Here is a 23046-nt window from a genome sequence, read left to right as displayed (position 1 = left end):
TAAGTTCATAAACTCAGCTGTAGTCTAAACCTCGTCGATATACCGAAAGACGAAGGTGTAGTGTGAGGCATATTTAAAGTTAATTGCTTAACGGAAAGAATGGAACTTTAAGAATAAGCCGACTTGTCCTCATAGCTAGTTTTGATACGAATAAGCCCAGCGGAGAGTGTGATGTTGAAGTTCAGAATCGAGCTTATTGATGTGGTGTAGCGTATATCTGGATTGGCTCCGAATGAATCATTGCAGCAGGGCAAAGCATCAACTTAATTGGTGGACTGCAACCGAAAAAATTAGAGAGTTGTTCGCTCATTGTTAACCGTTACAACTGAGCTTAAAGGCCCAGTCGTATGGCATTTTTTTTAAATTATAGCTTTTAAGTTCAGGTGTTAATCAGACTTTTTGACCTCGTATTCTGTCCATTACTCATAATCGCTTTCAACAAGTCGTCTGAAACTTGGTAACATTTATTTGTGACTGCTTTAACTAATTTAGATGCAAGAACTACCAATAGAAAGATTGGAGTTATATAAATTAGTAGTAGTAAAGAATTCGAGCAAACCGATTTTTCAATTGTTTTCAGCGTCTTAGTATAAATCTCTTTTGCGGACTCTTCTTCACTATTGATTAAAGCCTGAATAAAATCACTACGATTTCCAGACTCTTCTAACTCTTTACTTTGCACAAGCATTTTTGTGAAGTTGTAAATGTTAAAAAAGTGGACATTATCAGCTGCAAATTTTATACGTTCATCAACACCGGAAAAAACTTTTTTGATGTCTTTAGTCAAACGTCCTTCTACTGACAGCTGATTTTGCTTATCTCGAAGGGTATCTCTCAGTTCAAAAAAGTCAGAACGTAGCTTCTGCCTGATACTAGGCAAAAGTATTTGCTCGTATATAAAGTGGATACAAGCAAACGATAATAAAATTAAAAATAGTGTACTCATAATAATATCTCCGCTCCATCGAATGTTACTACTTGGTGTGTTGCCCTAGTAACTTTTCTTGAGCACGATTCTTTTCCTTTCCAATACGATCCATCTCTTGGCTTGATTCTTTTCTGATTACTTTAACGTGTCTTCGCCAACAGAGAAGGGCAATAACAAACAGTCCCCAACCTATATAGCTACCGCTTCGAAAGCTACCTAGCACTTCGCCAACAAAAGTGACTAGTTCATCTTGTGGCATCCTTATAACCGCAATGATAAGTATTACCGAAATAGCGAGGGGGATAAGCTGACCCCTAGCCATGGCTTTGCCTAAAATGCTTTCAATAGCCCAAGCCCAAGTATAGTTGTTAGCCTTGGGTCGTCCACCACCTTTACGTTTAGCTTTCTTCTTTGGAGTGCTCCCTGCCACAGTAAGTTCCTTTATAAAACAATATTCTAATAACAAAGAAAATAACCTAGCAGTATATGTGAAAAAAATCTTTAATTCAAAAGAACATATAAGCAGCCGCAAATATGGTCGTCATATACTTGGATGGCTAAGCAATAAATTTTTATGGGAGAAGAATAAAAGTTAATTTCCTATAGAATCTGGGAGTGTATCTAACAGTGATTAGGTCAAAGCATCGACCCGGTCAAACCAAATTGCTGTTGTGAAAAGCGTTAGCTTCTTGGAAAAAGCTGTGGATAGCCGAATGAGCTAAGTCAGAATATTTGATAGGTGTGGAGGAAACCGCCGAAAATACGTTTCGGCGGTTCTTAGTGCTCAAGCGAGAGGTGAATTCGCTCAAGACAGTAACGCTTCATACCTACACTGAACATTTTTACAGAACTAGCAGAAATGCTCAAGCATTAATTTTTTACCGTCGAGCACCATATACTACCATTTCCGAGTTGATCCGTTTAACCACGTTCCACAACCAAATCTCAATACTGCCGCCCAACTTTACCGTTACTATCCGCCAGTTTTTTTAGAGCATCTCTATTACTGCGAAACATGTACCACCTTTCACTTTGTATATCACTTAATGAAAGAGTTGGTTCTCATGGCTACTTTAGTGAGTCTATGTTAATTAATCATAAGAGCTCAGTCTGTCTGCGACTCTGATTCAGCTTGAATACGAAGGAAAATTTCTTCACGCTGAACATCAACATCATGAGGCTCATCAACCCCTAAGCGAACCTGGCTTCGAGGAGACGTTGTTATGAAGTTTTCGGCTCAGTCAGGTGCGGTAGTTACTCTGGATCTTCCAGATTACCTCTATCCGCATTTACAAATGGTTTAAACTCAGCATGAGTAATAACGTCTTTCTTTAGCGCATTTTTCGCTGTCCATTGAGTGTTATTTCTTAAAAACTCTCTATTGACTTCAGACTTAGATTTATTTACCAATTCTAAGTGATTATTCATCTCGTAATCTTCGCCAAAATTTACATATTTCCAATCGTTCATTATTTTCTCCTTTCGAGTGCACGGTGCACAAAATATATACTAGAGACGTTTAGGAGATGTTTCAAGAAGTCGACTTATGAACACTATTTAGCACAATTGCCGGTAAGCTTTACCGTGGGTCAGGTAACTGGCACCAATAAATGCGCAAACCACAGCAGATCTGAATGGCACTTCGCACCGAGGAAAGCCAAAGTACTCCGTATTGAGCCAGGCTTGCCAAAAAGTGTTTTTTATATACCCTATACACCTTTTCAACCAAGCCTAAGAACTCCATAAACAGAACCTCAACTGCAATAATGGAACCTTTTGCTTGCTCAGAAAGAGCTTACGGCTTTATATGAATTTAATTAAAAATAACATTAAAAACTTCGGCTTATTGAGGGGGCGGATTAGCGGCATAGTAATGTCACTCATATCTATATCTCTTGCCCATTATGCCGGTTTTCTATCTAACGCTCCTATTCCTGTAGTCACAGCAGCCGGTGGTGATCTGATAATCGGAGTGACTGGTACTTTTATTTTTTATATAAGCTTTTGTGCAGTCATTTCCATGGTTGTTGTTAACTTTGCTCTGCCACCTATCGCAGTTTTTGGTGTTTTCGCAAGTCGTGCGGTGCATGGCTTAAAGTTTAAAAACATCTCAGGAAAAAAGAAGTTCATAAAAGAGTATAACTCGGCCATGGAAAAGGAGAGGCCTTTTTGTACTGTGGCTCAGGCTCTATTCCTCTTAATTTTAATACCGGGATTATACCTCGACTTTGAGTTTTCAGTGTTGTCAGCCAGCGTATTGGCTTTAGCTATTGTATTGATTGTTCTGTCTTGGCTATTCCGTGCAAAGTTTCTTTTGGTGCTCAATGTTAAAAATTTTGTAAAGCGAGTAAAATCTCGCCCATCAGAGAAGGTAAACATGGCTTCTGCGACACTCTTCACTGTCGTTTCAGTATCAGTTTTAGCTGCTTTCGTGCTGGGAGCCATGAGAATAGATATGTTGATGAACTCTCCTTCTCAACAAATTACAACCCCCTATTTTAAAGGATACGCCAATTTACTCGCTAGTTCTGGTTCTTCGGTATTGATTTTGGAAAAACATGAAGGCCAAGCTCGTTTTATGTACCTAACCCCCGACTATGCACTATCTATAGAGTCTGAGGCGGGTGCGTTTCCTTTACTTGGAAATGATTCAACTGACTGAAACCCTGAACCTCTAGTTAGGTGGCCAAATTTAGTTTGCCACTACAATGAAAGGCTTGGTTGTCTCGGTCGTAAGTATTTAGGCGGTCAGCCAGTAACTACTTAACTGTAATCACTTTTTTTTCTAAGTCAGACTCAGACTTAATGCGTAAGAAAATCTCTTCACGGTGAACGTCAACATCTTTCGGCGCATCAACACCCAGACGTACCTGGTTCCCTTTAATACCGAGAACGGTAACGCTGATATCGTCACCTATTTTTAACGTTTCACCATTTCGGCGAGTGAGAATTAACATATCGACTATCCCTGTTCAAAAATTAAAGCTTAACGAAAGCTTTAAAAAATGGAAAGGCAGTTGCGGAGCTTTAAATGAGAGCCTACAAAACAAAAAGCTATTATCTCACAACAGAGGTTCGTCACCACATTAAGAGAATAAGACACCCAAGCCGCTTTGATAAAAGGGCTGGAGTAAACCAGCCCTCCGGTAATTACTCTCCAGTTAAGTCGTGGACCGGAGCGTCCGGACCGTTGGCCTTAACCGAAGCTATACCTTTATCCCGGCCTTGTGTCGTCGTATACATTTGGCTGGCTCCAATAACTTTCTCGTTACTGGCTTTTAGTACAAAATAGTATTTAAAACTTATAGAGGTTTTGCTTTCATAGCGTTCATCAAGTGGGCTGTTCACTCTTACAGAACTAATTCCCGTTTCGGCGCCTTGTTTGGCTTGATACCCCTCACTTTGAAGGATAATTTCACCGTTAGCGGCCTTTAGGCGGAAATAATACTGATCATCAGTTCCCTGGAACAATTCATAACGTGCTGACATATTACTTCTCCTTTCTCACGCCCTTGAAAGGGGTCTTGTCTGCCTTTACATTCATGAATTGCCCAGTTTCGGCATTTCGCTTCACCCAGTGACCACTGAGTGTCTGAGTTTGTGAGCGCTGTCGAACAGCACCTTTGCGTTGGTTATCACCAACAGGGGGGTTAGTCGCCATAATATGACTCCTGTTTAATTGTAAATAATTTGACACTAAACAGGAGTTAGTAGAAACTATTGTCGCGAAACGGAAGGTTCCACTAATCCTGTATTAGTAACCTCAAAAAGAAGCTGCCATTATTTAATGGTAGCTTTTTTTTGTAACTACGATGATACTAGTCAAATTGATTACGTCAAGCATTTTGATCTATTTATTCGATCTTTTTGATCGTCCTGATCGATCTAGTTGATTGGAGTACAAATGATGAGTGAATTAAGCGGTTACCAGAGAGAACTGTTAGCTCATATAGAGTTTATGGGGCGTTTTTATGGCGTCGTATCCAGAGCAGATTTAACGATACGTTTCCAGATTAGTGACGCTAGTGCAACGAGAACTTTTCAACTTTACAATTCATTAGCTCCACATAACCTTATTTATCGACCGGATATTAGACGCTATGAGTGGCAAGATGATGCTAACCCTATAGTCGAAGTATCAGTTGAAAAGTGTGTAAATACCCTGACTGACGGTTTTGGTGATAGTTTTGCACATATAGATGTCCCGACTATTGCAGTAAAAAATACATTATTTCACGTTGATTTAGACATTCTTTCTAAAATAACACGGGCGATCAATCGAAAACGTGTTATTTCGATTTCATATCTTTCCAAGTCGTCACCTAATGGTTCAACGCGAGACATTATTCCGCACTCAATCGCAGATAGCGGTTTAAGATGGCACGTGAGAGCCTTTGATCGGGAAAGTGGTGAATTTAGAGACTTCGTGATTAACCGAATAAAATCAGTGAAAACAAACAGAATTGAAAGTGCACTGCCGGCTGAAATGCCATCTGCTGATCATGAATGGAATCAATATATAGAGCTTGAGCTGCAACCTCACCCTAAGTTAACTGAGATATCCAGCATGATTGCATACGAATACAGAATGATTTCAGGGGTATTGAGGAAACGAGTTCGAAAGGCTCTAGCCGGTTATCTCCTTGATAGCTGGAATATTGATGCTTCTTCAGATGCGCATTTAAGTGGGGAGCATATAATGCTTCATTTAAAAAACACGGATACGCTGGATTTTTCTAACAAGCGCTTAGCTCCAGGTGTTACATAACAATATTCTTAGAGCATTTCAGGCCGAAAATGCCGAAGCAAATAACCCTGCGTATAATGCACCTTGTGCTATTTGCAGACATGATTTATTTTTCAGTATAGATATATTGACTATCCATTTGTGTACCTTCTTTTTATACTAACCAAATAACTAACCTATTTGGTTCTCTCTACAGCCAAGTAGAAATTTGAAAGTTATTTTGCAATATACAGTCGTTAAAACATACTATGTTAACAACTTAGTATAATTTATTGTAAGTTGAGATTCGTATGCAGCAAACACTTGAAATGGCAAGTAACCAAGAATATAAGAATAAACTTCCTGAGTTTGAAGACCGGTTATCGGAAGAGTTAGTTATAGCGTTGGTAGGGCCCATCTCATCAGGTTGCACTACCACTGCAGAGGAAATTGAAAGGATTTTAGAGAACGAGTTTGGCTATACAGCATACAGGTATAAGTTAAGTGACATCATTCGAAGTGATTCAAATAGGACCAATACAAAAACAGCTGGTAACTTAAGCTTTTCCGATGGCGTGTCTGCTCTTCAAAAGGCAGGGGATGAATTAAGAGAAAAGTTTGGAAATGGATATTTGGCCAGTAAAGTTGTCGAAAAAATATCAAAAACGCGGCATGAAAAAGATGGCTTTCAAGATTCAGGAGAAAAAGGTTCTCAGGGCGATAGAGTAGCTAAAAAACACCGGTGGGTTCACATCATTGATTCGATCAAGCATCCGGATGAACTTAAAATATTAAAACAAACCTATGGTGAGATTTTTTGGTTATTTGGCGTATTTGCACCGATGCAAATACGGAAAGAAAGACTGAAAGACGTCGAGGTATCAGATGTTGATGCGGCGCAAATTATTACTCGTGATTATTCCGAAGCTGATAAGTATGGTCAAAAAGTAAAGGATGTATTTCATCAGTCTGACTTTTTCATTAGAAATGATAGTCAGAGCAAAGAAATCCTGTCAGCTGATATCCAACGTTTTCTGGCAGTTATGTTTGGTTCCCCTTCCAGAACTCCTACGAAAGACGAGTCATCGATGTATTCTGCATATGCAGAAGCTTGTCGTTCAGCCTGTTTATCTCGACAAGTTGGTGCAGCGGTAGTAAATTCAAGCGGTGATTTAATAGGGCTGGGTCGAAACGATGTTCCTCGTGTTGATGGAGGCCTTTATGAAGCTACGGACAAAAAAGATTCCAGATGCTATGCATGGAAAAATGGACAATGTCACAATGACTCTCGCAAAGATAAACTGTATGGCGACATATATAAACAACTAGAAAGTCGTGGGCTATTAAAAAGCAATAGTGAGCAGAATCAAGTGATTGAGGCCGTAAAATCGACAGATGTCAAAGCGCTGATTGAGTATTCTAGGGCTGTTCATGCGGAGATGGATGCAATCATATCAATCGCGAGAACTAACAAACCGGGGCTTATGGGTGCTGTATTGTATTGCACAACATACCCCTGTCACTCGTGCGCGAGACACATTGTTGCAAGCGGCATAAAGAAAGTATTTTTCATTGAACCATACCCAAAAAGTTTAGCTCTTGAATTACACTCAGACTCTATCGACTCTTCTAATGACAAAGGCAAAGTTCAATTCTTGCAGTACATGGGCGTTGCACCCAAGAATATGCTTAAACTTTTTAAAGTAGAGAAAGGAAGAAAAGCATCAGGAAAGATTGAACCTTTCGATAAGAAAAAATCTAAACCAGTTGTTAGAGTCTCTCTTGATGACTATACTATGCATGAAAAGCTTGTAGTGGCTCGGTTGCAACAAGAACTTGATGGGTGAGTAATGAAAAAATTTTCATCAGAACAACAGCTTAACCTGTTTCTTGAGTTCGAGAATAACTCTCGACCGTTGGAGCAAATGTGCGCACAAGGCAATAAATCAAAGCAAAACAATGTTGTTGATTTTCGCTCTGAAGTCAATAAGAAAGACAATTCTGAAATGTCCATTTTCCGAAAAAGAGTTCTTGATAACGTAACCAGCTATTTTAATCTTTGAGTCATCTTTATGATTCAGAGGTATTACTCTGCTTATAAGCAAACGCAAAGCGGCGTACTAAATCTTTGTTTTTAAGGACTATACGGTTCTGAGTAGTGTCATTAAGTTGGTCTAGTCGGTATCGAAATAAAAAGTAAGGTATTAAACAGCGTCGCAAATTAACTCTCCAAGTTAACTGTTTTCCAATTTCTTCCATGCCATATTCTTGGCCTATCATTGCCTGCTGTTTTTTTGAGAAATTCGGGTTTGGAATAACACTGAGCTGTTCTGACTCAATCCAGTCGTGATCCTCTGTCGCACTAGTTGGAAGTTGCCTGTTTAATGCGGCTACCTTCGTGATTCTTTGGGGGACTATATCTATGTATTCGTGACGTAATTTGTCAAAAGCTCTAACGTGCCATCGGTCGCCATTCCAGATAAAGGTATGGGGCCAGATATCGCGCTCAATCTCTCTAGCTTGCGAAAAGGACAAATAGGCAATCCTCAACCCTGTATGGGAATGAACCGCTCTAATTAATAACTGCAACACATGTTGTTGAAGCTTGCCCATGGGTTCCGCCAGAACTTCAGCTGCAATGGGGCTAGCTAATTCAGATAATATAGTTGAACTTTCGTCAGTCGCATAAAGTTTCAAAAGCGAAAGATACTCGCCTGGTTCATACTTAAAAAAGTAAGGCTCAAATTTTTCGGTAGCTTGATAGGCTCTCGCAGTCACATCATATGAAAGGTTTTGGGGAAAGTAGTTTCGATAGTCCGAAATTTCCCTCGTAATATGGTTAGGCGTAAGGTCAAATTGTTCACATATAGCTTTTCGGTTTATTTTCCCTTCCCATACCAACTTCGCTTCTAAAAAGCGTAATCGCTGCTGTTGTGCGGGGCTCAATTGGTTTAGCCAGCTTTCTAAAGCAGTCTGTTGAATTTGTTTACTTTTCTTATCAGTCTTACTCACAGCGACTTTCAGCCCAATCAAGACGAGTACCATAATTACTACTATAACATCAATTTAATTGAGTATCCTGTGAATTATGATAAACTCAAACTAAATAACAATAGTAAAGGATTTAAATGTGACTGTACAAGTCGTCAAAAAATGGTTGGATGCTTGGGGCTACTCAGCGGCCGCCGACGCCTTGTACTGTGATGGAGAAGAAGTTAGACCAGAGCAACCTTACCGACCAGAAATATTAGAATTACTCGATGGTCCAATTCAGGCTAAAGCTGTTTTCAGCATTGATGACATGCCTACAATTTGTTTTCTTGATGGAACTGGTGAGAATGTTCAATCCACAGAAAATATAAATAGCATACGAGAACGAGTCTGGAACCAAAATCTCATTTCAATTGTTTTAGTCGTAGACCATGAAAAAGCCACTGCAATTCCGGTCAATGAACGGTCTGATGACTTTGAAGTGTTGCCTTTTGATAAGGCTAATCATAGTGGAGCTTACTCTCGCAGAGATTTTGAGGCCGGTGAATTATTTTTGCGACATCCCGACTGGTTTCGGCCTGAAATGCGGGTGGATCAACTCCTGCTGCGTAATTTGTCTAGAATTGTAAAAGACTTTCAAGCCGCTGGACTTGAGAAAATAGATTCGCAGTATTTAGTTTCGCAAGTCTTATTCGTCGCGTATTTAGAACACCGCGATATTATTAATGATAGCTATCGAAGACTTCATGGCCTAGAACGACTAGACCTCCTGGTCGCCAATAACCATCGCAAAGGCATTGTTCGTTTAATTGAGCAATTGAAAGTGGATTTTAATGGTGACTTTTTAGAGCCCGGGACGGGAGCTAAAAAATTATGGATGGGTCTACCAGAGCCCGCTCTACAAAGACTCAATGAATTTTTAGAGAATAGCGACCTTGATAGTGGCCAGCAGAGTCTATGGAAATTCGATTTCCGTTATATCCCTGTTGAGCTAATCTCAGGAATTTACGAATCATTCCTTACCGATGATAGACGCAACGTTGGAGCTTATTATACGCCGCGTCACCTAGCCGTTCTGGCTGTTGACCAAGCGTTGTCTCTTTCCAGCGATATACTCTCTGAACGTATTTTCGATGGAGCCTGTGGCTCTGGCATTTTATTGACAACCGCTTATAGGAGAATGCTGGCGGTTAAAGAAGCTAAAGAAGAGCGTCGAATTTCTTTTTCTGAACGAAAAAAGCTTCTAGAAAAACATATCTTCGGAGCGGACCTCAGTGTACCTGCTTGTCGAGTTACGGCTTTTAGCCTCTACCTTTCTATGTTGGAAGGGATGCAACCGGAAGATATTTCATTACTGACAAGTAATGCTGAAGTAAAACTGCCTACATTACGAGGCCAGAATTTATTTGCTGGTGAGATAGAGGGCGACTTTTTCTCAGATAGTAATGGGCATTTACTAGCAGATTCAAAGTTCACAATTGCTCTATCGAATCCTCCATGGATTGAACCCGATAAAGAGGAGTGGTTACAAAGCGACGAATGGGCGAAAAAGATTGGTATACATTTACCTAGACGGCAAACCGCAGCTGCTTTCATGTATCGCGTGAAAGATTTTCTTGAGGAGCATGGAAAGGTTTGCTTAATCTTACCAGTGAGTGTGATGGCAGCTGCAACTAGTCAGAAGTTTCTCTCGAGTTGGCTCCAACAATATCGCTTATTATCACTTACTAACTTTGGGGATTTAAGAAAGTTACTGTTTGAAGATGCAAAGCAACCGTGTGTTATAGCTTGCGCGGAAACCCGTCAGACTGATGAATGCTGGGTCGATGGTAGTGAATCATTTGAATACTGGGTGCCAAAAGCGGATATTAGCTACGCTTTTGGTCGACTTACCTTACACGCATCTGATAGACATAGAATCAGTACCCGGTATGTTGTTAGTGACAACAGCATTCTTACCACCCTATTCTGGGGCACACGCTTAGATTTGTCGCTAATTACCAAACTTCAGTTGAAAGGCTCTTTAGGAACCCTATTACAAAAGGATGCCCGCTGGATAACTCGTAAGGGCTTTCACGCAAAAGACAGTGGAGTAAAAAATCCGGAGCCAGCTGAACCATTACGTGCAATGCCTTTTCTTGATGCAAAACGCTTCGACGCATCCTTACCTGTTTTGGATAGGGAAACGTTGAGTACCTTTCCAGAAAGAATTCAAACGGTAGCTAAAATCCCAGCAGTTCCTATTTTTGAAGGTCCGCGAATCCTGTTCGTAGATGGTCTATCGTCAATGCGAGGCATCCGAGCAATATTTTCTGATGAGTCTTTTTCCTTTAAAAGTAGTATAGGAGTTATTAAGGGCTCAGACTCTGATGCCAATATTTTGCGGTTTATCTCAGCTTTCTTGAACTCGAGTTTAGCCACTTACATACTAATGCTTACTGCTTATCAAATAAATTTTGAAAGAGAACGCATTACCTTAACAGACATGAAAAAGCTTCCTTTTGTTCCCCCTGAAAAACATGACAATCCATTGAGAGCAAGAGAAATCATTCAGGAAGTTTCTGACTACTTAAAACATTTGGAACAAGAACCAAGGTTGCTGCAAGCTGAATACAATAGAGGACATGTAGACTCACAAATTTTCGAGTATTTTGGGTTGAACATAAATGAACAAAATCGTGTACGGGAGGTTGCTGATAGAATAGCGCCAAATATTCAGCCAGGCAGTTATCAGCAACTGTCGTCGCCACTTACGGTAAAACCGACTCGAGCTGCTCTGGTTGACTATGTAGAAGCGTTAGTGGCGGAGTTGGAGCGTCGGAGAGATGTCAGGAATGGCCGTGGAATGTTTAATGTTGAGATCCATAAAAACAGGGAATCAACATGCGGCCCTCTCGGAATTATCCGTGTCTCTGTAAGTGAGACAACTGAAAATACAGATAGCGACGTTGTATTGGAAGATGATTTAGCCGTTGATGCTTTAGTTAGAGCATTTTCTGAGCATGGACTCTTACCATTGGCTATTCACCAGAATTTTTATCTGGCAACTGATGCAGTGATTCGATTTAAAGATGCTTTTTATCTAGTTAAGCCTTTAGTCTCAAGGCTGTGGATGACAGGAGAAGCTCATAAGGACGTTGACCGTGTAGTAGATCTGGTGGATGAGGTCTTACGGCAAGAAGTAAATGGGGCTGATTTATGAAAATGAGTGATGCTTGGCGACTGGCGTTTCCATCTGAATCTCGAACAGAAGTGGTTCAAGAAATATTAAGCACTTGGGCTCTTGGCTGTGATAAGCAACCGCAAAAATATTCACCGAGGCTTAGAGAAGAGATTCTTACTGAAGAGCTCTGGATATTGCTGGAGAAGTTTAAAGCGGCGTCTGGACTTAATGGAAAATGGACCTACGAAGATAGAGATGCTCGAGTTATAAAAAACGGACAAGTTAACAGAATTCGTAAAGATATCACTTACTTTTCTAACCGCTTGGAAGACGCCAACCCAGGGCCTCTTTACTTGATTTTTGAGTTTAAGAAAATAGCTCAAAGAAACCTTAGTCCGTATAAAAATGAACACGGCATACGTCGCTTTGTCGACGGTTATTACGCTACTAATTTACCGGTAGCATTTATGGTGGGTATGGTACTTGATGACAAGCAAGAAACTGTTACAAGCTTGATAAAATCTCTTGATAAACCAACCACTAGAAAAAGGTTGTGTATGGTACCAGATGAAAAAAGTAATTATATAAGGCAGTCGCCTGATATGGATGAAGTAGTTGAGTTCGAGACAGAGCATAATCGACCCATAGACTTGGCTCCTGCGGGCGGAACAATAGTTTTGGGCCACTGCTTTATAAATTTTCCGAAATGAAAATCTATGAACTTACTAATTCCTCCAAACTATTTAAATTGAGTCCTAGCGAAACGATTTTATGGAGATCATGAATGATTTCACCCGAGAGGGCTCAATTACTGAACATACAGTCTATTACCAGAGAATGAACAAACTTTTTAGGGTCCCAAAAAATAGTCCGTTCTTAAACCTTCTTAGGCGAGCCGATAAGCTTGCCGAAGTTGGGAATGTCGAAGGATTAAAGGATTTAATAAAGTTAATTCTGAGACCTATCCAGTCAGAGCACTTAAGAGACACCTACTTAATGCCTGATCATAAAACTAGGGAGTCCCTGAGTTGGACAAATGACCTTGGGTTCAAAAGCTATTTACAATTCAGCCTAAACAATACGTTTTATGGTCATAGAACTTTTATAGACTGGTGCACCTCCGAAGAGTGCGCGGTTAAGAATACTGAACTGTATCCGCGTTTAAAACTATCTTCAGATATTGTGTTGCCGACTCCTTGGCACCCTTTGAGGATTTTGAGAAACATAGGCTCTATAGGAGAGTTTCGCGCTCAGGGTACTTTCAAGTAAGACCCCTCAAATCATATTGTGATATACCATTACCCATTAATGATTGGCTGGGTTGGTGGAGGGAACCACTCGATTATGCAAGGTATTATTACCGGAGAGGGAAGCCTTGTGCCTGAAGAAGTTCACGATATCTCCCCTTTAATTGACGAAGTGTATTTTGATGGGGTTAATTGGCGAGATAATAAAGACCGTAAGATAGGTCAGCCTAGATACCAGGAATTCGGTTGGTGCTGGGAGATCGCACGAAGAATCAAAGCCTTGGAAGACTCCCCCTTTAAGGGTTAATCAGCAATTTTTATAGTATGGGTTTAAGATCTGAAGCGATAACCAAGCCGATAGCTAATGGAAACTGTAACTGAACCTTTAACGCTTGTTTATCTGGACTTCCCAACGTTCACTTAAAATCGATATAGCGCTCTAGTTCCTTAATTAATCGGCTATATGCTGTAAGTGTTTTATGTAAATCGGCAACATAGATATCTTCAAGCGACTCAAAGTCAGCCAACTCGTGTATTTTCAACTCTGTTAAAAGAGAAGAGGATGGCCATAACCCATTTGCCTCGTTCAGGCTGTGGAGCTCAAACCTGAAGTCTTTAAGTACCCTGATCTTTTCTACCATTATTCCTTGTGCTTTTTCACACTTAGCATAATAATCGCTCCCTAACACTCGGGCTTTTGCCATTAATTCGGCATCTAACAGCTCAATTTCGTTATAAAAACGATTTACCTGTGCGTTTAAATGGTCAAACTTCCAGTTGCGAAAAGTATCCTCGTTCATTTCCTGCTCTACCGCCTCTCGGAGGCTAGGTCGATTAGTTAGTAAGGTCTTAGCGCTTTTTACTCCAGTCACTAGAAGGTTATATATCTCGGCTGCATTGTTTGCCCTGAACGTCGTAAGCTCCTGCTCTCTCCAATGCTCTAGACTTTTCAGCGCAACCACAGCAAGCAAAAGTGTGCCAATTGCAGATATCCCACTCGCAGTGCCCTGAAACGTATCTGAGTCCGAGCCAACCAATATACCTAGAAATATAAGAGCCAAGACAGCCATTATTGTTACAAACCAGTCTTGTAAAGTATTCTTCATTGAACGCTACCGTCTTATTCTGATTACCTCATCTCAGCCTACATACTATTACTGTTAATGTAACCATATCCATTTACTACATTTTCCGACCACACGGAGTAATTAATCGGGGATTTCAAGCTTCGAGAGCACTTATAAACCGAGGGTAAATTGTTATGGGCATATTATGCTTCGTTTTGGATGTGTCCGTAAAATCTGGGTAGAACCCGTCTTACAGAACAGTCGATAGCGCGTAAGTTACCTTATAAGGTAGAAAGAGGAATGCCCCAGGAACGGCCTATGGTTCTCGGTTCCTTCCAATCTATGGCTATGGGGCACCTATCAAATCAGTGGCGTTCCAGTCTGAATGAGATTTATCAAGCGAGAGAAGAGTTTCACGGAAAAAGCTGAGGCTCCCTGAATCGACAGTAGAGTATAATTTTATTTGACAATTTTTCTTTAATCCTTATAATCTCCGACCAATCGCGCCTAGGCCTCTGTTACTCGTAGCAATATGAGTAATAAGTCTAGGCCTTCTTGTTTTCAGGGGATGAGAAAACTTGCCGTTATCAGCAGTTAAGCCATTCATGGATTATGAGGAGCTCATTAAGCTTCTTGACTCTCGTGGAATGACTGTAGAAGATACAACTCGTGCTGTGCGAAAAGTGTCGCAAGTCGGTTACTACAGATTAAGTGGCTTTTGGTATCCTTGTCGAGTTATAGAGCGCGATGAAGATGGTCAAGTAGTCAAAGTCAACGGTAAACCGAAGCGTAAAAGCCAGTTCTTACCTAATTCTAGCTTCAACAATACATTCCTTCTCTATAAGTTTGATAAACGTCTTCGGTTATTGCTGTTAGATGCAATAGAACGCATTGAAATTCATTTAAGAACAATAATAGCCCACGAACTAGGGCGACAAGATCCTTTAGCATACCAAAAGCAGAAATTTATAAATCCTTCTGAATTGAAGAATTACTATAAGGGTGGAAGAGTAAGAAACTCTTGGATTGAGTGGTCTACTCGACAACAGTCAGAACTATCACGCAGCAAAGAAGATTGCATCCTGTGGCACACGAGGAATGAAAAAAACCTACCGATTTGGGTGGCTGTTGAAGCTTGGTCTTTTGGTACAGTGTCAAAATACTTCGAATTATTAAAAGGCTCCTATCAAAACAAGGTCGCAGCAAAGTTGGGCGTTAGTAATTCATCTCTACTGGTTAGATGGCTTCAAGATCTAAATACTCTTCGGAATAGGTGCGCTCACCACACTAGAGTCTGGAACCAGTCGCAAAACAACCCTATACGCATACCAACTGAGCAAGGTAAAGCGGATACTGAATACTTTACAAGTCTCAACCTCGACAACAAGCATAAAAAAAAGATTTATGGCCTCATAACTATAATTTGGTACTTAGTGAGAAATATAGGTCCAAATTCAGACTGGATCCAACACGTACTCGAGGAAATAGAATCTATACCCGATCTACCATTTGATGTCATGGGAGCAATGGGAATCCCTGCAAATGGTCTATCAATCGACCTTTTCATAGACTAAAAAGTTAGATTCGGTAATTCATCAAGCTATTCAGTAGCTCTAACTTTTGTTTTTTAGAAAGCGTGGACGCTAAATAGTTAATGTTTTCAAACTGACCATCACCTTCCAAAGTACTTCCCATCTTTAAAATAGCCGCAAGATAAATGGAAAGCTAAAGGCGTTACACCAATTCTATATAACCTCAGCTCCGGTAAGAACCATCGCTATTCAGGAAAATGCCTTTAACCGATATTGATAAAATTAGTTGCGTACTACGGATAGCTTTGGAATAATCAGAAGGCAACGTTAAAACTGCCACATATTAGGTGGATTTATCACCCACCTAAAAACCGTCAGATGATTCATTGGGACTGGCGGCATTCCAAAATTTTTAGCAACTTCTGAGAGGTTTAGTTGGCCTATATTGAGATTCATTATTGGCGTTAAGGTAACCACCTATGAGAAGAAAAGCCCACCAATCTGTAAGCGTTATTACTGATATTAGCTGTGACGCTTGTGGAGCTAGTGTTGTTCCTGAGTTTCAAAAAAAGCATCGCGAGAACCTTAACGGCTTTAATGAGTTTGGCGTATTACATGCCTCTTATGGTTACGGTTCAAACCAAGATGGCGCTTCGTTTCATTTTGACTTATGCGAGACATGTTTTAAAGAGCTGTTCGATAGAATCAAGGACTTTCAGACTTTTCATGGTTTGAATAGTTGACGACTGGAAATACAACTAGGCCAGCTGAATGCTTAGTTAGAAAATCATGTTAAAAATTGAATTTCTTCGGACAGGACGAACCGCAACAGAAGCTGAAATATTGGAACCGCAACGTAAAAGCTTGCGCTAATGGAAAGTGGGGCTAATACTTATCTCGCCAATCGGCGGTCAACCATAATAAGGATAAAGCTTCATGAAATACCTACTTGTCTCGTTAATGTTTTTATTAACTTTAAGTTTTGCTGAAGCCAGTGATAGCCTAAGTGGAGCTAAAAGCGTATCAGATATAGAAAGCTCAATTGCTATAGCAGAGCAAGAAGATTGCGTTTCTCCTGACGGTGGGTCATCTGCAGATACGTTACTAAGTGAAGCTAAGAAGTGTTGTAAAGTCTGCAAGAAAGGAAAGGCATGTGGCGATTCTTGTATAGCTAAAAGCAAGACATGCACTAAAGACCCCGGATGCGCATGTGACAGCAATTAGACCAAAGCGCAGTCTTCGCCCGAACCATACAAAAAGACAGAGGAGCCATATCTTTTTTGGCTCCCCGTCTAATAATTGAAATTAGCAGCCCAACTCTGAGGTAAGCCCGCCAGTTTGCCCAAGAACAGCGCCCTCTTTATAGCTAGGTAAGTCAGGCATGATGTCCAGGCCCGAGCGATATTCCACGGTAAAACCAGTTACTTTATAGCTACAGTAGTCAGCACTCCGCGCCGTATTCTGACTGAATATATACGCTGACGATTCCACCCATCCATTATTATCAGTAATAATAACCTTGTAAGTTTTAAAGCTAATTGAAAGTGTACATATATAAATTAAAGTGCCTATTGATAAATCTTAGATTCAACTAATAACTGGAAATTCAGCTTGAGGCTCTACATCAGCAGGCCCGAAGATCTGACGTAATAATTCGGATTTTACAATAGACTTTACTTTTTAAATGGTTGTAAAGACAATGTTATAATTGCTATTTTAATAATAGCTGAGGCATTTTCTATTCATCTATTTTATAAACAATAATTTAAAAGGATTCAAAATGAGTAACAAGGTAACTCTTCCACGTCTTGCGGAAATGAAGAGAAATAATGAAAAATTCTCATGCATTACTTGCTATGACGCCACGTTCTCGGCGGCTATAAACGAAGCTAATTCTGAAACTATCCTAGTTGGTGATGCACTAGGGATGGTGCTACAAGGCCATGACTCAACTGTTCCGGTTACGATGGAACATATGATTTACCACACTGAAAGCGTTGTTAAAGCCAACTCTAAATGCTTGATATTATCTGACTTGCCTTTCATGAGCTACACCAATGAAGAAGAAGCAATCAACAATGCAAAGAAACTGCTTCAAGCAGGTGCCAACGTAATCAAAATTGAAGGTGATGGAACACTTGCTCCTATCGTTGAGTCTCTGACAAAAGTAGGTGCTCCAGTTTGCGCCCACCTTGGGCTTACTCCGCAATACATTAACGCTATCGGCAATTACCGGGTGTTCGGAAAATCCGAAGAAGAGTCAAATTCAATTTTCCAAGCTGCCGTGGCTCTGGAGGATGCCGGCGCCGTTATACTTGTCTTGGAATGTGTGCCAGAGCAGCTGGCGAAAAGAATAACTGAAGCCGTTAGTATTCCAGTAATCGGTATTGGCTCAGGGAAACACACTGATGGCCAAGTGCTGGTGTTACATGACCTCATCGGTCTAACAAGGCGACCTCCCAAATTTGTTAAAAACTTTATGGAGGGCCAACCCTCAATCCAAAGTGCTATATCGAGCTTCGTTGACTCCGTGAAAGAAGGTTCTTTTCCCGAAAAAGAGCACACATACACATGATTAATCCAGATGCAGTAATTTATCCAGGTACCAACCTATCAAGCCAAGCTAACATGAAAATTGTCGAATCGAAGGGGATTTACGTGTTCGACGATAAAGGTAAACGGTACATAGAAGGTGTTGCGGGACTATGGTGTGCAGCTTTGGGCTTTGGCAATGAGGAACTCATTGAAGCGGCAACCACGCAGATGAGAAAGAATTCATTCTCCCACCTTTTCAGTGGAACCTCACACGAGCCAGCAATTGAGTTAGCGCAAAAGCTCCGCGACATGGTTCCGATGGCTAATGCTAAAATATTTTTCGGCTGTTCAGGCTCTGATGCAAATGATTCAGTATTGAAGCTTATTCAATATCGCGCTAACAGTACAGACGGAGTTAAGCGTAAAGTCATAGCTAGGGAGAAGGCTTATCATGGCGTAACATACGGAACATCCGCTTTAACGCATCTCCCATCAAGCCGAAATTACTTTAATCCGCCAGTCGACCCTTTGGGGGTTTTGAGAACTGACCACCCCCATTATCTCCGAGGAAGGGAAATTGCAGAGACTGAAGCTGACTTCGTTGCAAGAATTATGGCTAATCTTGAAAAGCTAATCGAAAGAGAGGGGGCTGACTCTATATCCACTTTCGTTGCTGAGCCGATTGTTGGCGCAGGAGGAGTTATCGTTCCCCCATCATCCTACTATCCCGCATTACAAAAGGTTTTATCTAAACATAATATTCACTTTTGGGCTGATGAAGTCATATGTGGCTTTGGAAGGACGGGGGCGGATTTCGGATGTACTACGGTGGGTATTGAGTCCCCCTCCGTAATGACATTTGCGAAACAACTGTCCGCCGGGTTCGCTCCTATTAGCGCAATCGCCGTAAGCGAGGAGTTCTTTGAGCCCATTCAGTCATTTGCGCAAAACAAAAGCTTCGGGCACGGATTCACCTATACAGGCCATCCGGTAAGTTGTGCCGTAACCCTCAAAGCATTAGAAATTTACGAAAGAGATGACCTATTCAATAATTCACTCCGCAAAGGTCAACTTCTGTTTTCAGGGCTTACCGCATTTAAAGAAAGTCCTTTCGTTGGTGAAATTCGAGGTAAGGGACTTCTGGCTGCAGTGGAGTTTGTTCAATCAAAAGACACAATGACACCGTTTCCTTCAAATACTGTCGGGCAGTTCTTTTATGAAAGAGCAAAAGATAAAGGGCTGATCACTAGATTATTGGCCAACAACACTATTGTTCTGTGCCCGCCTCTCATCATCAATGAAGCTGAGATATATGACATTTTGGAGATTTTCAACGGTACGTTGAAAGAAACTGAAGAATTTGCTCAGAAGGTTATCAATGAAATTGTATAATAAACTCGCTATAGTTACCGGGGGGGCTTCCGGATTCGGCGAAGCTATTTGCCGTTTATTTGCTGAAGAAGGCGCTGAAGTAATTATTCTGGACAATCACGTAGAAAACGGCCAAAAAGTCGCGGACTCGATTGGCGATGCCGCCCATTTTATCCAATGTGACCTTCAAGCTTCAGCTGAAATCACCCGAGCGTTTGACTCTTTAGCAAGCAAGTACGGGAAGGTCGATATTCTTGTTAATAATGCAGGATACACGCATGCGCGGGCTCCATTAGATGAGGTCGGGGAAGACGAATTTGATAAAGTTTTCAATATCAATGTCAAAGCCATATTTTGGACATCCAAATTGGCTCTTCCTCTGATGGCAGGTGATTCCCAATCTGTTATTTTAAACATGGCATCCACTGCTGCAATAAGGCCTCGACCTGAACTTACTTGGTATAATGCATCAAAGGGAGCTGTCGTTGCTGCTACTAAATCAATGGCAATTGAATTGGCAGACAGAAATATACGTGTTTGTGCAATCAACCCCGTCATGGGTGAAACCGGCCTTCTTGAAAAATTTATGGGGATGGATGATACACCTGAGAATCGTTCAAGATTCACATCGACGATACCGCTAGGCCGATTGTCCACTCCTAATGATATCGCCAACGCAGCCCTGTACCTTGCGTCAGACGATGCAAGTATGGTTACGGGTATTGCACTAGAAGTTGATGGTGGTCGCTGCATTTAAAACGGCCCAAAACTTATTAAAAGGATGCGATATGTCAGATTGTACTGATGGTATTCTAATCATTCAGCGTTACAATTTTCTTACCGAACCGACGTTTCGAATTGGTGAGTGGTTTAAAGATAATAGTGATGTTTCTCCCCTCTACCTAATGACTTCCTGCCGACCAGAGCACGTTGATGAGAAACTTTATAAAGAAGTTCATTATCTGGACACGGATCCTGACTCGCTAATACCTGTAGCCACCCAACTGTTAGCCAACCATGGGATAACGAGTATAGTCACACACTATGAGACTGACTTTATCGCCGCGGCAAAAATCAGAGAGAGTTTTAACGTACCCGGACAAAGTGTACAGTCTGCGGAAGCTTTCCGTGACAAGTCCATTATGAAAAGGTTGTGTCAGGACGCTCAGATTCGTGTTCCAAAATTCAAAACTTTTACAACATTGGGTAGCTTGGAAGCAACAGCGACAAGTATTTTAGAATATTTTAATTTACCAGTTGTCGTAAAACCTATAGATGGTTTAGGTTCATCTGCAACGTTTCTAGTTTATACAGAGTCTGAATTAAAAGAGGGAATAAGGCAGAGTGACGATACTTTTCTCGTTGAAGAGCTAATCGAAGGAGATTTATTCCACGTCGATGGTATAGTCGAAAATAATGAGGTGTTATTCATTTGCGCCAGTAAGTATTTTGGTACCACCTTAAACTTTTTGGAAGGAAAAGCTGTCGGCAGCCACACCCTAGAACAAACGTCCGAGCTAGCGAAGCGTTTGAAGCAATTTACTTACAAGGTTTTAAGTGCCCTCCCTAAACCCGAAAAACTCACTTTCCATTGCGAAATGTTTCTCACGCCCGCGAATGAAATGGTATTTGGAGAAATTGCTTCGCGCCCCCCCCGGTGCTTTGGTTCCACAAGTTCTCAGGCACGTTTATCTATTCAATATTAATGAAGTTCATATTGGTCAACAGGTCGGCATTCCGTTCGATAGTACATCAAACAATATTGAGCTACAGTCAGCATATGCAGCATGGCTCACATTCCCACCATTGGAAGGAACTCTTTCTGTTTTAGATTCCAAAACCCCTGAGTATTTGGGTGTTAAAGAAGTATATGAAAATTTCTGTGACGGTAAACGCTACTCAGGCGGTACATCAGTTGGTGACTATATACTGGGTGTAGTAATAAAAGCAGATTGCTACCAACAGATGCTAGAGAACGTCGCCGAACTTGAGAGGTGGTATTCGAAGTCGTTTATTTTCGAGGCTTAGAAAATTTTCATGAGGATGAATTATCAAAATACAATAGTGGGTTTGCTATACCTTTTCACGGTATTTTCGTGGGGCTCCGCATGGGTAGCTATTGACGTACAGCTAGACTATGTATCTACCCAACTCTCACTATTTCTGCGGTTCATCATAGCCGCTGTAATAATGGTTTTCTGTTATCAGCTCCTTAAACCAGATGAAAGAAAACTTACAGGTTTAGATCACCTGTTCGTAATAGCTCTTGGCGCCACGAACTTTAGCCTCAATTATTTATTAGTCTACGAAGGTATCCAATATCTGGGAGGCTCGTTATCTTCCGTAATCTTCACCACATTGGTGATTTGGAACATACTTAACGCAAGGATTTTCTATAAAGTTAAGATAACCATGAGTGTAATTTTTGGATGTATCCTCGGTATTGGGGGGGTAGCTATAGCTCTTCAATCGCCCCTACCTTCAAGTATCACCATTCCAACCCTTATCAAAGGTAGTTTGCTAGTGATTTGCGCGGCCTATATTGTATCTATAGGTAATATGATTGCTTTAAGAAATTCCAAAAAAGGTATATCTGTGCTTACCGCAAATACTTATGGAATGTGCTGGGGGGCGTTGATTATAACGGCCACAATCTTCTTAGAGAGTGAACAAGATTTAGTAATTCCTTATAATTTTAGTTTCACCACTTCGACACTGTACCTGTCTCTAGTATGCACTGTGTTAGGCTTCTTTAGCTATTACTTATTAATTGACAAGATTGCTCCGAGCCTTTTTAGTTACATCATAGCTCTTTTCCCCGTCGTCTCGGTTGGGCTCGACACGGTCGTTTTTAACAAAGATCTATCCGAACAAATAATTTGGGGGATAGTTATTATCTTTACTGGTTTATTTATACTCCTTCCCCGTTCTATTTCTAGCAATCGAAGAAAGACAGGATAATAGCATCACTGAGCTTCCCAAAATAGACTCCGAAAGCAATGGCGAATTTGTTTTGCAAAAATTTATGCAATCGCTGTCCATCCCGGTGGTCCCTCAAGCTTATTTCAAAGTTTGTGTTGACCACTATACGATAACTTGTACTTGGGTTCTACCGTTGCCCCACCTACAGTTAAAGTAAAGTTAACTCACCCTTAGCGGTTTACTCGTGACCATGGCGCCCGCTCTAAGTAATTCAGAATTATTTGTGTCTGAGCAGATTCCATCCTCAGTCAGCCAACAATCTTGCGTGACAAGACATAGGTTCCGAAGGCGACGTACACAAAGTTTGGTCAGGTAGCGACATCGGTGATTTTGACAACCCACTGTTGATTCGGCCGTTTGTACTGTAAATTCACGATTCACTAGGTTCAACAGTTTATCAGCACTGAATCAAACTGAATTTAGCCTGTGCGTATTTCGGGGTCATCCGGACATTGATTTCGGTCTGAGCCGGACAAGCATTTCGGTATCATCCGGACAGTGATT

Annotated in this window: 23 protein-coding genes and 1 pseudogene; 15 read left to right on the top strand and 9 right to left on the bottom strand. The window is 40.9% G+C overall.

The window, feature by feature from the left end; genetic code table 11:
• Positions 1-379: 379 nt before the first annotated feature.
• The 4 genes from RBK99_RS07690 to RBK99_RS07680 all read right to left on the bottom strand — a co-directional run bounded on the left by RBK99_RS07690 (position 380) and on the right by RBK99_RS07680 (position 2398).
• The gene (locus RBK99_RS07690; RefSeq protein ID WP_317504016.1) at positions 380-946 is read right to left on the bottom strand and encodes a hypothetical protein; all 567 of its coding nucleotides are present in this window, start codon (positions 944-946) and stop codon (positions 380-382) included.
• Between the two features lie 28 nt (positions 947-974).
• Positions 975-1358, bottom strand: a complete 384-nt coding sequence (locus tag RBK99_RS07685) for a hypothetical protein (protein WP_317504015.1) — start codon at positions 1356-1358, stop codon at positions 975-977.
• Between the two features lie 675 nt (positions 1359-2033).
• On the bottom strand, positions 2034-2153 hold the full coding sequence (locus RBK99_RS13545; RefSeq protein ID WP_491015852.1) for a carbon storage regulator: 120 nt from the start codon (positions 2151-2153) through the stop codon (positions 2034-2036).
• Between the two features lie 29 nt (positions 2154-2182).
• Positions 2183-2398 carry a hypothetical protein gene (locus tag RBK99_RS07680; protein ID WP_317504014.1) on the bottom strand — a complete coding sequence of 72 codons (216 nt, stop codon included), beginning with the start codon at positions 2396-2398 and terminating at the stop codon, positions 2183-2185.
• A gap of 337 nt (positions 2399-2735) precedes the next feature.
• Between RBK99_RS07680 and RBK99_RS07675 the strand changes: the two genes are divergently transcribed.
• Complete coding sequence (locus RBK99_RS07675) at positions 2736-3590, top strand: hypothetical protein (protein ID WP_317504013.1); 855 nt, start codon at positions 2736-2738, stop codon at positions 3588-3590.
• A 97-nt stretch (positions 3591-3687) separates the two neighbouring features.
• On the opposite strand, the gene csrA is transcribed toward RBK99_RS07675, so the two are convergent.
• From csrA to RBK99_RS07660, 3 genes are all read right to left on the bottom strand, one after another.
• The gene (csrA, locus tag RBK99_RS07670) at positions 3688-3885 is read right to left on the bottom strand and encodes a carbon storage regulator CsrA (protein ID WP_317504012.1); all 198 of its coding nucleotides are present in this window, start codon (positions 3883-3885) and stop codon (positions 3688-3690) included.
• Between the two features lie 193 nt (positions 3886-4078).
• Positions 4079-4417 carry a YegP family protein gene (locus tag RBK99_RS07665; protein WP_317504011.1) on the bottom strand — a complete coding sequence of 113 codons (339 nt, stop codon included), beginning with the start codon at positions 4415-4417 and terminating at the stop codon, positions 4079-4081.
• Position 4418: 1 nt separating this feature from the next.
• Positions 4419-4589 carry a hypothetical protein gene (locus tag RBK99_RS07660; RefSeq protein ID WP_317504010.1) on the bottom strand — a complete coding sequence of 57 codons (171 nt, stop codon included), beginning with the start codon at positions 4587-4589 and terminating at the stop codon, positions 4419-4421.
• Between the two features lie 243 nt (positions 4590-4832).
• Between RBK99_RS07660 and RBK99_RS07655 the strand changes: the two genes are divergently transcribed.
• The 3 genes from RBK99_RS07655 to RBK99_RS07645 all read left to right on the top strand — a co-directional run bounded on the left by RBK99_RS07655 (position 4833) and on the right by RBK99_RS07645 (position 7717).
• Positions 4833-5696, top strand: a complete 864-nt coding sequence (locus tag RBK99_RS07655) for a WYL domain-containing protein (RefSeq protein ID WP_317504009.1) — start codon at positions 4833-4835, stop codon at positions 5694-5696.
• 269 nt (positions 5697-5965) lie between these two features.
• Positions 5966-7501: an anti-phage dCTP deaminase gene (locus tag RBK99_RS07650; protein WP_317504008.1), complete on the top strand. Its 1536-nt coding sequence runs from the start codon at positions 5966-5968 to the stop codon at positions 7499-7501.
• A 3-nt stretch (positions 7502-7504) separates the two neighbouring features.
• Positions 7505-7717 carry a hypothetical protein gene (locus RBK99_RS07645; protein ID WP_317504007.1) on the top strand — a complete coding sequence of 71 codons (213 nt, stop codon included), beginning with the start codon at positions 7505-7507 and terminating at the stop codon, positions 7715-7717.
• Positions 7718-7724: 7 nt separating this feature from the next.
• On the opposite strand, the gene RBK99_RS07640 is transcribed toward RBK99_RS07645, so the two are convergent.
• Entirely contained in the window at positions 7725-8666 is a 942-nt protein-coding gene (locus RBK99_RS07640) for a BrxR family helix-turn-helix transcriptional regulator (RefSeq protein ID WP_317504006.1), read from the bottom strand.
• Positions 8667-8784: 118 nt separating this feature from the next.
• Between RBK99_RS07640 and RBK99_RS07635 the strand changes: the two genes are divergently transcribed.
• From RBK99_RS07635 to RBK99_RS07625, 3 genes and pseudogenes are all read left to right on the top strand, one after another.
• Positions 8785-11847 (top strand): N-6 DNA methylase, encoded by a 3063-nt coding sequence (locus RBK99_RS07635; protein WP_317504005.1) that lies wholly within the window; start codon positions 8785-8787, stop codon positions 11845-11847.
• Positions 11844-12518 (top strand): hypothetical protein, encoded by a 675-nt coding sequence (locus RBK99_RS07630; RefSeq protein ID WP_317504004.1) that lies wholly within the window; start codon positions 11844-11846, stop codon positions 12516-12518. The genes RBK99_RS07635 and RBK99_RS07630 overlap by 4 nt, the downstream gene beginning before the upstream one ends.
• Positions 12519-12579: 61 nt before the next feature.
• Positions 12580-13362: pseudogene (locus RBK99_RS07625) on the top strand (DUF6710 family protein).
• A 109-nt stretch (positions 13363-13471) separates the two neighbouring features.
• Here RBK99_RS07625 and RBK99_RS07620 read toward each other — a convergent pair.
• A complete protein-coding gene (locus tag RBK99_RS07620; protein WP_317504003.1) occupies positions 13472-14161 on the bottom strand; it encodes a hypothetical protein in 690 nt (229 codons plus the stop codon).
• Between the two features lie 539 nt (positions 14162-14700).
• On the opposite strand from RBK99_RS07620, the gene RBK99_RS07615 reads away from it, so the two are divergent.
• The 8 genes from RBK99_RS07615 (at position 14701) to RBK99_RS13530 (ending at position 22521) form a co-directional block, all read left to right on the top strand.
• Complete coding sequence (locus RBK99_RS07615; RefSeq protein ID WP_317504002.1) at positions 14701-15696, top strand: Abi family protein; 996 nt, start codon at positions 14701-14703, stop codon at positions 15694-15696.
• A gap of 437 nt (positions 15697-16133) precedes the next feature.
• Positions 16134-16397 carry a hypothetical protein gene (locus RBK99_RS07610; protein ID WP_317504001.1) on the top strand — a complete coding sequence of 88 codons (264 nt, stop codon included), beginning with the start codon at positions 16134-16136 and terminating at the stop codon, positions 16395-16397.
• A 193-nt stretch (positions 16398-16590) separates the two neighbouring features.
• Positions 16591-16878 (top strand): hypothetical protein, encoded by a 288-nt coding sequence (locus tag RBK99_RS07605; protein WP_317504000.1) that lies wholly within the window; start codon positions 16591-16593, stop codon positions 16876-16878.
• Between the two features lie 556 nt (positions 16879-17434).
• Positions 17435-18229 (top strand): 3-methyl-2-oxobutanoate hydroxymethyltransferase, encoded by a 795-nt coding sequence (gene panB, locus RBK99_RS07600; protein ID WP_317503999.1) that lies wholly within the window; start codon positions 17435-17437, stop codon positions 18227-18229.
• Positions 18226-19581 (top strand): aminotransferase class III-fold pyridoxal phosphate-dependent enzyme, encoded by a 1356-nt coding sequence (locus RBK99_RS07595; protein WP_317503998.1) that lies wholly within the window; start codon positions 18226-18228, stop codon positions 19579-19581. Before panB ends, RBK99_RS07595 begins: the two co-directional genes overlap by 4 nt.
• Positions 19568-20317, top strand: coding sequence for a glucose 1-dehydrogenase (locus RBK99_RS07590; RefSeq protein ID WP_317503997.1), 750 nt, complete (start codon positions 19568-19570; stop codon positions 20315-20317). Before RBK99_RS07595 ends, RBK99_RS07590 begins: the two co-directional genes overlap by 14 nt.
• 31 nt (positions 20318-20348) lie before the next feature.
• Positions 20349-21266 (top strand): ATP-grasp domain-containing protein, encoded by a 918-nt coding sequence (locus RBK99_RS07585; RefSeq protein ID WP_317503996.1) that lies wholly within the window; start codon positions 20349-20351, stop codon positions 21264-21266.
• A 331-nt stretch (positions 21267-21597) separates the two neighbouring features.
• A complete protein-coding gene (locus tag RBK99_RS13530; RefSeq protein ID WP_411161973.1) occupies positions 21598-22521 on the top strand; it encodes a DMT family transporter in 924 nt (307 codons plus the stop codon).
• The last annotated feature ends 525 nt before the right edge of the window (positions 22522-23046 follow it).

This window comes from Idiomarina solivarensis, assembly GCF_033052755.1.
Taxonomy (GTDB): Bacteria; Pseudomonadota; Gammaproteobacteria; order Enterobacterales; family Alteromonadaceae; genus Idiomarina.
The sequence above is the reverse complement of the archived record's forward strand: the minus strand, read 5'-3'. Positions and strand labels throughout refer to the sequence as shown.